The following is a 13,836-nucleotide window of genomic DNA, read 5'->3' as shown; positions in this document are numbered from 1 at the left end:
AAATCAACTTTTTAGGATTAACAGGAGAAATCAGATGAATTTAAAAGAAAAATTAAACAGTAGTGAAAAGCTTACCATCTCTGACGCCGAGTTAGCCTATATGTTGGAAAACATTGGCCATCCTGATGCTGAACTGCGAGATGAGACGATTTATGCTTTATTTGGAGAAGCTTTCTATCAAAACGCCTTTTCTTTAGAGCAGGTGACAAGTCTTTATCAGGAGGTGATGAAGCGTCAATTGCTCTTTTATCACAGCAATCAAGAGGAAATGTCATATGAGTTGGTTCGTAGCTTCTCATCCTTGCTTTTAGCTTTGATTGTTTTTTATGATAATAATGACGACTCAATCTATCAAGGGGTTTTGGATGATGAAACGAGAAATCAGATTTTTAGGGATGCCATCAAGCACATCAGTCAAGAACCTAATGCCCATGGCTATCTTAAGGAGTTTGGCTGGGTTCACTCCATTGCCCATGCGGCTGAGTTATTGCTAAGAGTTGTTCAGCATTCTCTGTACCCGAAATCCTTGAACAAAGATTTGTTAGAAGCCTTGACAAATTGTTTTATCAAACAAAAACGCTTGTTTTCAGATGCTGAAGAAAAAAGGATTGGTCTCGTTTTGACTTCTATGATTAAGCACAACAAATTATCCTTAAAGGCATTTGAAGAATGGCTTGATGCACTAAAGGGGCACTACAACACGTTAGATACCTTGTCCGTTAGCACTTTTAGAAGCCAAGAAAACCTTGTGAATATGCTTAATGATATGAATGTATATCTTGATGATGAAAACTTCACCAGTATTATTAAAACATTTCGTACGATTTATGATGTTTAGGATGGTTTGCTGACAGAAGATTAAAGCTGGAAAGGGTGGAAAGTGAGTAGCTGCTCAGAAAAAACATCACTTTTTATGGAGAATAACTAAAATGAGATTTAAAAAATTATTACTGGCTTTCATAGCTATTGTGGGACTTATCAGTATTTTTAGCGGATGCAGCACGACAAGTCATGAAGAAACCTTGACAAAAGAACAACAGGATAATGTTGTGAAAAAAATTGCAAGAAATTATAATATTAATAAAATTGAGTTTGTGTATTTTGAAAAAAATCTTTCAACCGGAACTTATGATTTATATTTTCGTGTCAATGACAAAAAAGATGGTCCTATGCTTCCAATAGAAAAATTAGAAACACTGGACACAGATCAGGGAGCCATTGGTTTAGATCCTATTGAAGACTACGAGGATATCAAAAAGAGCGATAACTATGATGAAGAGTCCCCTGTTGATATTAGCGACATCACCATCATTTATTTAGAGGAATGAGTGATTTTCGATAGTACAAAAAATAAAAGATGTAAGAAAACATTATCATTTAATGATGATTGATTTGTTTTTTCAAATAGTAACACTATCAATAAAAGTTTCATTTTCTAATAAAAATTTTAATAATATTGTATACTAATATTAACTAAGGAGGCTAATCTAATGAAAACTGTTTTAAAGATTTGTTTGGGACTATTGTTTGCAGTTGTTGTTTTAGGAGGATGTCAACTGCCCCAAAAAGATAGTGACAGAAATGATAGTCAAAAAGATGTTCGGTTCTTACAAAAAGAACAAGAAAGAGTTGCTATGTATTTAGCCAACAAATATGAAGGGGTAGAAAAAATCGAATACTCAGATGTGAGCTCTAACAAAGAAACGGGATCAACAGATTTATTCCTTACCATTAATGATAGTCAACATTTAGAAATAACATTTTTTGGTGATAATCGTGATGATTATATCGAAACTTTTCATGATAAATTTTCATTAGAAAAACGAGAACAATCCTTAGACAACGACATCTCACTAAAGGAGATAGAGGTTATTTATTTAAGTAAGGAAGCCTATGACAACAGATAGAAACTATAGAGATATTGCTGAAAATCATATAATTTAGATTCACTAAGCATCTTTATTGTCTAATAACATTACCAAGAAAGGGAAGCCCAATGAAAAAATTTTTACTACCAATCCTAGCTATTCTAAGTATTATGGTTATTCTAAGTGGATGTAGTATGATAGGTCATGAAGAAACCTTGACAAAAGAGCAACAAAATAATGTCGTGAAAAAAATTGCAAGAAATTATAATATTAATAAAATTGAATTTTTGGATTTTGAACAAGATCTTTCTACAGGAACGTATGATATATTGTATCGAATCAATGATAAAAAAAATGCTGCAATGGTACAAATAGAAAAATTAGAAACACTGGACACATCACAGGGAGCCATAGGTTTAGATCCTATTGAAGACTATGAGGAAATCAAAAAGAGCGATAACTCTGACGAAGAATCCCCTGTTGACATTAGTGACATCACCATCATTTATTTAGAGGAATAAGAAGATGATAAGTCAAGAACAAAACAGATGGCTGTCAACAGACTATTAAAAATTCTATTTTCTAATAATTTTATAAGCAATTGTGTAAGAATATTTTTTTATTAATAAGAGTTTTAAGAATAATATGGTATACTAATGTCAACTAAGGAGGCTAGTCTAATGAAAAAGATTTTAAGAATTTGTTTAGGGCTATTGTTTGCAGTTGCTATTTTAGGAGGGTGTAGTATGACAAGTCATGAAGAAACGTTGACGTTGACAAAAGAGCAACAAGATAATGTCGTGAAAATGATTGCTAGAAATTATAATATTGAAAGCATTGAATTTGAAAATTTTAATCAAAATGAAAGTACAGGAAATTATTTACTAAAACTTAAAATAAATAATGATGAAGATTTAGGCACAGTAATATCAGCTGATAAGATAAACATATTTGATCATCAAAATGGCTTACTTGCCTTAGACCCAATTGATAACTTTCAACCACTATTAAAAGAGGTCCCACTTCCAGAAAATTCAGATGTTGATATACAAGAAATAAAAATTATTTATTTAGGAGAATAGAATGATAACTGATAAACAAAATAATATATTATCTGAACATTCATACTGGGTTGATAGTAGTAGGACAGATACATATCCTCGAGAGGAAGGAGAGAGTTATTATTATGATACAAAGAACCCTCAAATTGGTTCCTATAAAGTCCTTGAAGTTTCTGACAATCAATCCAATGGCATGCAAGCAATGGCTATTGCCCCAATTGTAGATGGAAAAGTGGACTACTCTAATATTACTATAGCTTATGCTGGTACAAATTTTGGAGATCCGAATGATCGTCGCACTGATATAGAAAATGTTATTTGGGGTATGAAAGGTTTAACAAAAGACATATCAAGAACAGAGAAGATTGATAGTCAAGTGGATACCGCTATGGCATTTGCTGCTGAGATACAAAAGAAATATCCTCAAGCTAATATTTCAACAACCGGTCATTCTTTGGGAGGCTATTTAGCCACGATAGTTGCTATTAAAATGAAGTGGCAAGCGACCGCTTTTAATGCTCCAAATCCTCAAAACATGCTCACTAAAAAAGAACAGGAATGGGCTAAAGCAAATACTGATATTATCATTAATTTTCGTAATAATATGGATAATATTGGTAACTTTGGAGGAGATCCTTTAGGAATAGCACGCTATGTTGACACTTACAAACCTCAAAATTCTAAATTATTTTATTATCATAATCTTTCTACATGGGACTTTGATGACAACGGGAATTTAGTTGACAAATATGGTTTAATTGTTGATAAAAAGAACTATAAGACAAGCATTGATATCAATGAAGATGGTGTCATAGATATCAGTTTGAATTCCTCTAATATTGAACCAAAGAACCTCTTCTTATCCGGTGGAAACATTGGTTTATCTGATAGTAAAACTATCAAGGTTAATCCAGATAGTTTAAGAGCACTATTTGCTAATTTAAACTTATTAGCCTTAACAGAGTTACCAGCCATGATTAGGGTATGCCAACTGTGTTTGGAAAAAAACGCTAAAATACAGAATGATTTTGAAACAAGAAAACAAAAAGTGGAAGAGACTATTGTTCAACGATTTAAAGAAACCCGTTTAACAGATGCCTTTTATGAGATATATGACTCTATTGGAAATATTATTAGAAAAAAACATATTTTTGATTATTTATCATCACCCAAAACTTTGGTAGATACCATCCCTGAACCAGCCTATTTTGAAAGTGGTGCCTATTTAGAGTTATCTTCTTATAATAGAACACTTACAAATCTTGCAGAAAAAAGCAGGAATTTGGTGCAACATTCGTCACAGGAAAAATCAATCAGTTTTCAAGATGGAACCTTGATTAATCCAACTCCAACAGCCCTAAAAACTTCTGTAGTTTTGGAAAACACAGCAAAAAGACTAAAAAACAAAAGTGAAAAAATTTTTGAAGGAAGAGGTCTTCGTGAAGGGAAGAAAGATGGTATTAGTGAATCACTAAATGACGTCTTAGAAGTAGAACAAAAAAATCTTTCTGAGTTAACATTGGCTGTTGAAAATGTCGCAAGGCTCACTTTAAGCTTAGCTAATAATTTTAAACAAATGGATGATTGGCTAGGCAGTCAAATAGCAACAGGTGGTCAATTAGAAGGTATGACAGTCCAAAATATTCCAACCTCTTATCAAGCATATCTGGATGAGTCGGGAGTTTTTGATGATGTTAAAGATGTTCTTCAAGCCTTTGATGAACAAGTTGAAAAAAATAGTAATACTTATGCTCGAGAAGTTGCATCAGAATTTTCAAACGCTTTCCAACAAGTCCAATCTTCTTTGGATAACTGGTCAACACAGATGAATGATTTCAATAAAGCAGTGAATTCTATTGAAGAGTCATTTGATACTAAAATATATATTGATGAAACGCGAAAAATTAACAAAAAGTTTGTGACAAGTCGGACCTATTGGGGACCATTAGTTAGACTATATGATGCAACAACGACTTCAAATATTCGTGCTGCTAAGAGTGAGTTACAACCATTATCAAATAAAATAATGGTGGCACTTCAAGTAGCACAGACAGCTAAAAATGATTTACAACATTTAAAACCGCAACTCAAAACGATTATAGAAGAAGGAGTCTATACTGCATTTGAATTGGATGAAATAGTAGCAAGTCAAAAAGCCATCCAAACCATGACAAGTCGTATCATGCAAGAATTAAAATATGTGATTGATACAATTTCGAGTCAAATGTCTGGTCAGGCAATCTCTACCTTGACATTACAATTGAACAATGTTTATCACTTAACAGAATATTTCAATCAAATGGTCGGTGATTGTTTTGGTGATCAAACCACAGCTCAAGCTGTTTTGTCAACGGGGGTATTGAGTTCTCAAGCCAATCAATTTTCACTAAACAATTAGAGAATAATATAATCAGCTTAGTTTTAGAAACTAATTAGTTTTCATCAATTATTTGCTAGCTTTTAAAAATAGAATATCAGTTAAGGCACCTACTTTTAAGGTGTCTTTTAGTTTTTTTTAAAATAAATTATTTAACCAATTAAAACTAAAAGGGATATTGATGAGATAACTCTTAAATGGTATAATTATTTCTATAAATATACTTTAAAAAGGAGATTATTATGGAAAAACAAGATTGGTTGGATTATTTTGAAGCAGTGAATGGACGTTCTCCAGAACCCAATGAGATAGAAGCTGCTAAAAAAGCAGGGGAATTTGTTGAAGAAGATTCATCTGAAATAAAAGAGCAAGTGTCTCAAGAAATAAATAACACTGATATAGAAGAACAGTTAACGCAAGAAGAAAATAACGGTGGAGTAGAAGAACAAGTGTCTCAAGAGAAAACTTCACCTGAACCAGAAGAATTACAGACTCAAGAAACTAAAATTTCTGATACTGAAAAGCCATTAAGTCAAGTGGAAAATAATCATAGTACAGATCAGTCGCAAGCTTTTTCTGGGTCTTCAAGTCAACAAAATAATCAAGTACCTTTTCAAAATCAAAATATGCAACAACCAATTCAACAAACACAACAAACTGCTCCTTCACCGTTTAGTTTATTTGTAAAGCAGTTTTGGCAATGGCTTTTAAATTCATGGAAATCACCAACAAATGTTTTTCCAACTCACAAATATAACGGGATTACAGCTTTCGGACTATTGGTTCTGTTTACAGCGTTCATTATTTTGAAACCTATATCAGAATTTCAACCGATTGGAATTAGTCTGTTTATCAGCATGATAACTGCTATTGCACTAATCTATTTTTCATTTATATTTGGAGGATTTATCGTTAAACGTTTTGTATATAATGAAAAATCATTTACTTTTATGTATAGTTTTGAATGGTTTGGTCGATTACTCTCGCTTAATGTTTTGTTTTTAGCATTATCAGTCCTCTTTTCTTTTGTGAATGTTTATACTGTTGTTGGACTATTAACTTTTGCGAGTTACTTTATTTTTGGTGCGGCATCCTCTTTCACTATTTTTCACAACAAAAATTATACTAACGTTGATATGTTTTATAAGTATATTATTGCTTCAATTGTGTATTTTTTAGTAGTTTTTACTATTATGTTCCTTGCCTTTACAATTAGTGGTGAATTAATTTTCAATGGTTTTTTTAACAATATTGAAAATCAAATTTCTAACTTTGGTGGCTACGGGTATTAATAATAGTTAGAGGAGAAAATATGAACAATAAGGAAAAGTGGGTCGACTTATTTGAAAAAGTTATTGGCAGAAAACCTACGCCAGAAGAGTTTGTAAGAGGAAAAAAGACAGATTTTGATTTTAAACAAATTAAATATATCGCTGGTGTTTCTAAGGATGATACTTTGGTAGATGAAACTGTTAAAAATATAAATCCACAAATTCTAGAAAAAAATAATGTTGACATCTCAAAATCACAGCTACTTGATAATCAAGTTGATAAAATAGAATCCCCTTTGTCACAACCTACTCCAGAAATAATGCCCACCGCAATTAAAAAACCAAAGCGTGTTCTTTCACCAAAAGAAAAAAGAAAACGAGTAGGAATAATTATTATTGGACTTTTATTAACTATCCTAATTGGTTTGTTCTTCTATTTTCGTTCTATTACTGGAAAAGAAGTTGCGGGAAAAGAATTTATTAAAGCTGTTGAGGCTAATGACTACGCAAAAATTGCAACTATTTTTTCATCTGGAAAAGAAAAATGGTCCGATGAAGAAGCTAAACAATTTATTAGTTATCTAAGAGATGAAAAGATAGATATAGAAACTGTTGTTAAGCATATTTCTGAATCAAAAAACGACCATGTTTATAAGGATAGCAACTATAATAGATTGTTCGGGTTTGAAGAATCAGGAAGAAAATTTGGTATTTTCCAAGAATATCAAGTAACACCTTATCCTATTGAAATTAGTGTTAAGACTAATATGAAAAATCTTAAAGTCAATAACGATTCTATTAAAGAAAATGAAGAGACAGTATTAGGGAAATTTAAATTTATTCCTACTGAACTCGTTATGGAAGGAGAGACTGATTTAGGAAAACTGACTTCTAATCTCTCTGTTGACTTGAGTAAAGTAGAGTACAATCAATTATTATTATCTCTTGAAACGAAAATGGTGACGCTTCAGGCAAGTCTACCAAAAGAAGCAAGTTCTTATAAAGATGTTAAACTTTTTGTTAACAAAAAAGAAGTAGCTAATGGTTTGACAAAGGAGTTAGAGCTTTTAAACAATCAAACGATAGAAGTATATGCCACATTTAAGATTGATGATAACCAGTACAAGACAAAAATCTTAAAAAAGGCTGTTCCTGAAGAAGATATTGTCATAGATTTACCTTTAGTCTTTGATGATGAATCGGTAAAACAATTAGAAGATAGTGTTAAGGCAAAAGCAGCAAAAGAAGAAGAAGCAAAAAAAGCTGAAGAAGATAAAAGAAATATCGGCTACTTTTTAGAGGATTATCGTAGTGCTGTTTTTGATTCTATTGATAATAGAACAAATACTTACGCCCAATATTATGATACTAATAGTACCGTTTACAAAGAAATGGTTGAGTTTACTGAAGGTGGTGGTGTTGCCAAAGCTCAAATTTCATATTATATAAAAGGTACTCTTGATGTCAAAAGTGTTTCAAAAGAAGGAGACACTTATATTGTCAATACTTACGAAGAATTTACTTCAGTATACACAAATAATAATCCCAATAAAGTTTTTCGAAAAAATAAAACCTATTATTTAAAGAAATCCGGTGACTCGTTTATTATTTCTAATCTAGAAGTTAGTGATTTGAGTTAGAAATGAGGTAATTTAATGAAGTGGATTAAACATAGCTTAATTATTTTGGCTTTGATTAGTTTGAGTGCTTGTCAAAAAGAGATGAAAACGGATGAAACAAACAAAGAAACAACGACTAGTCAGCAATCAGTCAAGCCCAAAAAGAGCCAAGAAAATGAAAAAAGTGTAACAACTACGCAAACTCCAAAGATAAAGGAGTCAAAAGATTCTAAAGAATCCAGTGATAAAGCGACTTACAAAGGTGATTATTACAGTGTTCAAGGCAAATATGACGAAATTATTATTGTTAATAAACAACATCCTTTATCAAGTACTTATAACCCTGGTGAAGATCCAACAGCCAAAGCAGCACTTTTACAAATAATTGCTGATATGCAGGCATTAGGGTATGATGTAAGTAATAACTACAGCGGTTTTAGAAGTTATGAAACCCAGGATAGTTTATATCATTCTTATGTTGAAAGAGACAGCAAAGAGAATGCGGATCGTTACTCTGCTCGACCTGGTTATAGTGAACATCAAACTGGATTAGCCTATGATTTGATTGATAATTCTGGTCAGTTATTAGAAGAACCAAATGCTTCTGCTTGGCTAAAAGAACACGCCCCTGAATATGGTTTTATTGTAAGATATTTACAAGGAAAAGAACATATTACAGGTTATCAAGCCGAAAGTTGGCATCTACGTTATATTGGCAAAGAAGCTCAAGACATTGCTGATTCAGGATTAACTTTAGAAGAATATTTTGGTATTGCTGGTGGCGACTATCCTGATTAATGTAGCTATAGTCTCTCATTATTAGCTAAAATACAAATTAATATGTTAACGATATAAAACTAATGACCTAGTTACTATGCTGGCAAAGTAACTAGGCTATTTTAATGATTGTGTTATTTTGATAATTACTAAAGTAGTTTGATTTTAAACAGGGTAAATAGTTTGTGTAAAAAATAAAACCTTTATCATATGAAATGCCAGTGGTAAATGATATTAATTGTTTTAATGAGTATGACTAAGTTTGATGATATCGTCGAATAATTAACGCATTGACTCAAGATAAATTGAGATTTAATAAAAACTTTGCTACTAAACTAGAAATAAAAAAAGCACCCCAAAAGTTAGACACAAAATCTAACGATTGAGGTGTTTTTTCAGAATATTTAAGAAATGCAAATTCCAGTATTAATTTTCATGATTTTATAATGAATGATAAGTAGGATTCAGTATCTTTTCTTGATAGAGAATTTAGAGTTATTTTCAGGAATAACCTCTAATTTTTTGGTTTATTGATTTAACAGGTTCTGACTTGGCTAAGCGTTTTATAACTTTTTGTGAAACAAAGAAACCAATCAAAGATATTAGAAAAACAGGATATAAAAAGGGACTATAGTTTTGTTCAAGTTGATATAACATCTCTAGTTTTGAAGAATCGTAAGCCCAACGCTCTTTTACCGAGTCATCCACAAGGATAAAAAGAATTAAAGAGCTGATTATCAAAAGAATCATTGACCAAATTCTCAAACTCTCAAAAGTTTGATAGATTTTATAACGTTTTGCTAATTGATTATCTATCAAAATGTAGCTGTATTTTGGTTTAATTATAATTTTATGAGCAGTGTTAAAATAATCATGATTCTTAATCCTTATTAATTGATAGCCTCTATGTTCAAGATAATCAATCTCTTTTGCATCAATTCGATTGACTAGCTTTCCATTATTAGACATCTCTAAAGTATCGCTGTAAGGAGCAGTAAATTCAAATTCTTTAATACTTTTTTCAATGATTTCCAAACTTTTTTTATCTAAATCCACTAATACTACCTCCAGTTTCAGAAACCTGTTTTTATGCCATTTTTCATTTTAACGATATTATACCAAAACATATAAAAAATAAAAATAACTAAAATTTATCAAATTGTAATGCTACATTCATGTTTCAAGTAACAAAAACCAACCTTTTTAACTTTTTACCATTATAGTGTATACTAGAGGTTAAGTGTTTTGATAAGAAAAAGAGGTTATCTATGAAAAAGAAAAAAGTGGTTTTTTTGTGTGTTCACAATTCCTGTCGCAGTCAGATTGCTGAGGCTTTGATGAAAAACTACGGGTCACATGTTGCCGAGGTTTATTCTGCTGGGACAGCTCTTAAAAATCAAATCAATCCAGATGCGGTGAGACTTATGAAAGCACTCTATGGTATTGATATGGAAAAAGAGCAAACTCCCAAGCTAATGACAGACATTCCAGCTGTTGAACAGGTGATTACTATGGGTTGTAATGTCAGTTGTCCAAGTCTACCCTACCAGTATGACACAGAAGATTGGGGTTTGGATGACCCAACAGGAAAATCAGATCAGGCCTTTATTGAGATTATTTCAGAAATTGATGAAAAAGTGAACGAGCTTATCAAACAATTGGAGCAAACATAATGATTTTCAGGCTTTTATTTTTATAGTATAATAAGGTCTGTTTGATTTAAAGGAGAAAAGAAAACTAATGCAAGACATTCATTTTAAGGAATTAAGAATTTTTGAAAATTATCATATGGAAACAGTTGAAGAGGGACATGTAGTGATGACCACCAAGGTGACGCCTTCTTCTCTTAACTACTACGGTAATACTCATGGTGGTTATCTGTTTGCCTTGTCTGATCAGGTCAGTGGATTGGTTGTAAGGACTACTGGCTTTGAATCGGTGACTTTGCAGTCAAACATTAATTATTTAAAGGCCGGTCATTTGGATGAAACCTTGACGATTGAAGGTCAGATTGTTCATAATGGTAGAACAACCAAGGTTATTGATGTTTTGATTCGAAATAATAAAGAAGAAATTTTGACTAAGTCTAGTTTTACCATGTTTGTGACAGGAAAAAGAGAAAATAGAGACAAGGTCGAAAACAGTGACTAATAGTTAAAGAATGATAAACGCTCAACAAGATGTTTTAAGTCTCTCTTGTTGAGCGTTTTTTCTTTTGATTTGATTTTCAAAGATCAATTATAATAAAAATCGTTTTCAGAAAACAAATGAAAGATAAAAGCCATTTTCAGTGAAAAACAATATTGTTTTTTATATCACAAATCAGTTTATTTGTAATATTTAAGGGATTTTTCAATCATTTTTCAAGTTTTAAATTATTTCTGTAAGCGCTTCAAAAAATTGCCTGTTTTCTATTGATTTTATAAGAAGCAATGGGTATAATACGAATGAAAGGGGGGATAACCTATGAAGAAATTCTTCTATTTCATAGGCGTTATCATGTTATGTTTTGTTTTCTTTAGTGTCACTATGACGGTAGATGCCTGTACAGGTTTTATTGTCGGTAGTGATTTAACGGAAGATGGCAAAGCTTATTTTGGTCGAACAGAGGATCTTGAAATCAATCACAACAAGGTCTATCAAGTTCATGAAGCTGGTGAATACAAAGAAGGCGATAAAATCGTTGATGTTTCAACCAGTGAAGAGGGTGGTTATGAGTATGTTATGGAAAAAGACTCTAACCAATTCACCTCAGTAAGTGATACCACACCAGAATATGGTATTTTCGATGAAGCTGGTTTCAATGATAAAGGTTTAGTTGTTGATATGACAGTATCTGCCAGCTACAGAGATGAAATTGGTGAAGTTGACTCTTATGTTGAAAAAGGAGTCACTGAAGCAGTACTTCCAACAGTTGTTTTGGCTAATGCTGATACTGCAGATCAAGCTGTTGAACTTATTGCTAATGAAGTAGCTACAAAAGGTGCTTCAGAAGGTAATGATTTAGTGGTAGCTGACCATGATGACACTTGGTATATGGAAATCTACAGTGGTCATCAGTTTGTGGCAATGAGATATCCTAAGGATAAATTTTCAGTTATGCCAAATACTTTCTGGCTCAATGAAGTGACTTTAGACATTGGTCAAGAGTTTGACAATTACATTGTTTCTAAAAGTGGTCAATTCCTCTATTCTAAAGGGATCTTTGATGTGGCTAAAAAAGCCGGCACCTTTAAAGGAGATGAAGCTAAACGAGTGATTGACTTAGCAGGTTCTTATGCGCCTGAGAAATTAGTAGAATCCAATCGTTCTCGTGTTTATTCTGGTATCAAACACCTCAACCCAGATGCTAATGTGACGCTTGAAGATCAATACTACAATTTCTTACAAGATGCGCCAGAAAAAAGCATTAGCTTACAAGACTTAATGGCACTTACCAGAAATCGCATGGAGCACATTGGTTTAGTAGCTGATGAATTAGGTGATCCAAGTCTTTATCCGATTGGAAATCGCAACACCATGGAAGCACATATCTTCCAACTTGATCATGAAAAAATGACTGATACTTATCCTGGTGTGATGTGGCTTGCGATGGGCTCTCCATTAGTATCTCCTTATGTGCCATACTATCCAAATCAAACAACAGGAATTGCGGCTATTCAAAATCAAACCAATGCCTTTTCTGAAGACTCAATGTATTGGGTTGCAATGGACATTTTACACATGGTTGAAACTAACCGTGACGAATTCATGAAGATTGTTAATGACAAACTAACACCAGCACAACAAGAAATCATGAACCAAGCTGTTTTAGATGGTCCACAAACCAGTGAAGCAGCAACCGCAAACAATAACGAATTAGCTGAGAAAGCTTTTGCTACTATGAAAGAAATTCGTGAGGAATTAATGGTAGCTCATGCGAAATATCTAGCAGAAAATGACTATGTGGCTAAATATCGTGCCAATAGAAGAACAAGAGATTTTGCTGGTTCAACAATAACTGTTGAAAAAGGCACTTCAGATAAGAAGATTCTCATAAGCATTAATGGCGCTGGACAAATCACAGCAACTGATGTGTATGGTAATGATTTGCCAGCATTAAATAAAGAATTGATTTATTCTATCGCCAAAGCAGCTATTGACAATCCAGTTTTCTATGATGATCAAAATAATATAATCGCTTATGACTTAGTGAATGACTTCTATGTCTTTAAGACCAAGTCAACACATGTTACCTTTAAAGAAGCCGTTGAATACAAGATTATTGAAGGTGCCAATCAAACTTGGCAATCTGATAAAACAACTGGTTTAACCATTGTTTCAGATGGTGATTTGGCTAAATTCCTCAATTTGACAATTGACGGTCAAGTCGTTGATGCTAACAATTATGAGCTTTCAGATGGTTCAACCAAACTGACTTTGAAAGCAGACTACTTAAAAACTCTAGCAACAAACGAAGATAAGGAACACGACATAATACTCAACTTTAACGATGGTAAAGCAAGTACTAAATTGACTGTGACTAAACTTTCAAACAATCAAACGCCACCATCTACTAAAGATGAAGAGTCTAAAGACACTAAAAAAGATAATACTACCCCACCAAAAGATAATCAAACAAGTAAAGAGCCTACTCAATCGCCCAAGGAAAAAGGAAACAACCAAAAAGACTTACCAAAAACAGGAGATGAGACAAATTCATCAGTAGCTGGTACTTTACTTGCTCTATCATCACTAGCTTTGTATGGCTATGGCAGAAAAAAACGTGAAAGCGAGTTACAATAGGTAAGGCTCATTTTTACAAAAACAAAATCATTGAGACTATTTTTTTAAATGAAGTCTCTCATTTATATAAAACATCCC

13 protein-coding genes are annotated in these 13,836 nt (G+C 32.5%); 12 read left to right on the top strand and 1 reads right to left on the bottom strand.

Annotation, left to right across the window (positions count from 1 at the left end):
- The first annotated feature begins 34 nt into the window (after positions 1-34).
- The 9 genes from N7659_RS04030 to ldcB all read left to right on the top strand — a co-directional run bounded on the left by N7659_RS04030 (position 35) and on the right by ldcB (position 8,994).
- The gene (locus tag N7659_RS04030; protein WP_263275946.1) at positions 35-838 is read left to right on the top strand and encodes a DUF2785 domain-containing protein; all 804 of its coding nucleotides are present in this window, start codon (positions 35-37) and stop codon (positions 836-838) included.
- Between the two features lie 91 nt (positions 839-929).
- Entirely contained in the window at positions 930-1,328 is a 399-nt protein-coding gene (locus N7659_RS04025) for a hypothetical protein (protein ID WP_263275945.1), read from the top strand.
- A gap of 162 nt (positions 1,329-1,490) precedes the next feature.
- The gene (locus N7659_RS04020; protein WP_263275944.1) at positions 1,491-1,907 is read left to right on the top strand and encodes a hypothetical protein; all 417 of its coding nucleotides are present in this window, start codon (positions 1,491-1,493) and stop codon (positions 1,905-1,907) included.
- A gap of 89 nt (positions 1,908-1,996) precedes the next feature.
- A complete protein-coding gene (locus tag N7659_RS04015; RefSeq protein WP_263275943.1) occupies positions 1,997-2,389 on the top strand; it encodes a hypothetical protein in 393 nt (130 codons plus the stop codon).
- A gap of 159 nt (positions 2,390-2,548) precedes the next feature.
- Positions 2,549-2,950 carry a hypothetical protein gene (locus N7659_RS04010; RefSeq protein ID WP_263275942.1) on the top strand — a complete coding sequence of 134 codons (402 nt, stop codon included), beginning with the start codon at positions 2,549-2,551 and terminating at the stop codon, positions 2,948-2,950.
- A gap of 1 nt (position 2,951) precedes the next feature.
- Positions 2,952-5,327, top strand: coding sequence for an SA1320 family protein (locus N7659_RS04005; RefSeq protein WP_263275941.1), 2,376 nt, complete (start codon positions 2,952-2,954; stop codon positions 5,325-5,327).
- A 221-nt stretch (positions 5,328-5,548) separates the two neighbouring features.
- The gene (locus tag N7659_RS04000; protein WP_263275940.1) at positions 5,549-6,598 is read left to right on the top strand and encodes a DUF6574 domain-containing protein; all 1,050 of its coding nucleotides are present in this window, start codon (positions 5,549-5,551) and stop codon (positions 6,596-6,598) included.
- Positions 6,599-6,618: 20 nt separating this feature from the next.
- Entirely contained in the window at positions 6,619-8,217 is a 1,599-nt protein-coding gene (locus N7659_RS03995) for a TcaA second domain-containing protein (protein ID WP_263275939.1), read from the top strand.
- Between the two features lie 15 nt (positions 8,218-8,232).
- A complete protein-coding gene (gene ldcB, locus N7659_RS03990; RefSeq protein ID WP_263275938.1) occupies positions 8,233-8,994 on the top strand; it encodes an LD-carboxypeptidase LdcB/DacB in 762 nt (253 codons plus the stop codon).
- A gap of 480 nt (positions 8,995-9,474) precedes the next feature.
- Here the strand turns inward: ldcB and N7659_RS03985 are convergent, their stop codons facing one another.
- Positions 9,475-10,029: a hypothetical protein gene (locus N7659_RS03985; RefSeq protein ID WP_263275937.1), complete on the bottom strand. Its 555-nt coding sequence runs from the start codon at positions 10,027-10,029 to the stop codon at positions 9,475-9,477.
- Positions 10,030-10,241: 212 nt separating this feature from the next.
- Here N7659_RS03985 and N7659_RS03980 point away from each other — a divergent pair, with 212 nt between their 5' ends.
- From N7659_RS03980 to N7659_RS03970, 3 genes are all read left to right on the top strand, one after another.
- Positions 10,242-10,646 (top strand): arsenate reductase ArsC, encoded by a 405-nt coding sequence (locus N7659_RS03980; RefSeq protein WP_263275936.1) that lies wholly within the window; start codon positions 10,242-10,244, stop codon positions 10,644-10,646.
- A gap of 67 nt (positions 10,647-10,713) precedes the next feature.
- Complete coding sequence (locus tag N7659_RS03975) at positions 10,714-11,124, top strand: PaaI family thioesterase (protein WP_263275935.1); 411 nt, start codon at positions 10,714-10,716, stop codon at positions 11,122-11,124.
- Between the two features lie 315 nt (positions 11,125-11,439).
- On the top strand, positions 11,440-13,758 hold the full coding sequence (locus N7659_RS03970; RefSeq protein ID WP_263275934.1) for a dipeptidase: 2,319 nt from the start codon (positions 11,440-11,442) through the stop codon (positions 13,756-13,758).
- Positions 13,759-13,836: the final 78 nt, after the last annotated feature.

The sequence above is a fragment of the Streptococcus sp. CSL10205-OR2 genome, assembly GCF_025660655.1.
Classification (GTDB): domain Bacteria; phylum Bacillota; class Bacilli; order Lactobacillales; family Streptococcaceae; genus Streptococcus.
The sequence above is the reverse complement of the archived record's forward strand: the minus strand, read 5'-3'. Positions and strand labels throughout refer to the sequence as shown.

Coding starts and splice junctions, on each gene's coding strand:
- N7659_RS04015 (WP_263275943.1), top strand. CDS start 1,997: ATGAAAAAATTTTTACTACCAATCCTAGCTATTCTAAGTATTATGGTT.
- N7659_RS03970 (WP_263275934.1), top strand. CDS start 11,440: ATGAAGAAATTCTTCTATTTCATAGGCGTTATCATGTTATGTTTTGTT.
- N7659_RS03975 (WP_263275935.1), top strand. CDS start 10,714: ATGCAAGACATTCATTTTAAGGAATTAAGAATTTTTGAAAATTATCAT.
- N7659_RS03980 (WP_263275936.1), top strand. CDS start 10,242: ATGAAAAAGAAAAAAGTGGTTTTTTTGTGTGTTCACAATTCCTGTCGC.
- N7659_RS04000 (WP_263275940.1), top strand. CDS start 5,549: ATGGAAAAACAAGATTGGTTGGATTATTTTGAAGCAGTGAATGGACGT.
- N7659_RS04010 (WP_263275942.1), top strand. CDS start 2,549: ATGAAAAAGATTTTAAGAATTTGTTTAGGGCTATTGTTTGCAGTTGCT.
- N7659_RS04020 (WP_263275944.1), top strand. CDS start 1,491: ATGAAAACTGTTTTAAAGATTTGTTTGGGACTATTGTTTGCAGTTGTT.
- N7659_RS04025 (WP_263275945.1), top strand. CDS start 930: ATGAGATTTAAAAAATTATTACTGGCTTTCATAGCTATTGTGGGACTT.
- N7659_RS04005 (WP_263275941.1), top strand. CDS start 2,952: ATGATAACTGATAAACAAAATAATATATTATCTGAACATTCATACTGG.
- N7659_RS03995 (WP_263275939.1), top strand. CDS start 6,619: ATGAACAATAAGGAAAAGTGGGTCGACTTATTTGAAAAAGTTATTGGC.
- ldcB (WP_263275938.1), top strand. CDS start 8,233: ATGAAGTGGATTAAACATAGCTTAATTATTTTGGCTTTGATTAGTTTG.
- N7659_RS04030 (WP_263275946.1), top strand. CDS start 35: ATGAATTTAAAAGAAAAATTAAACAGTAGTGAAAAGCTTACCATCTCT.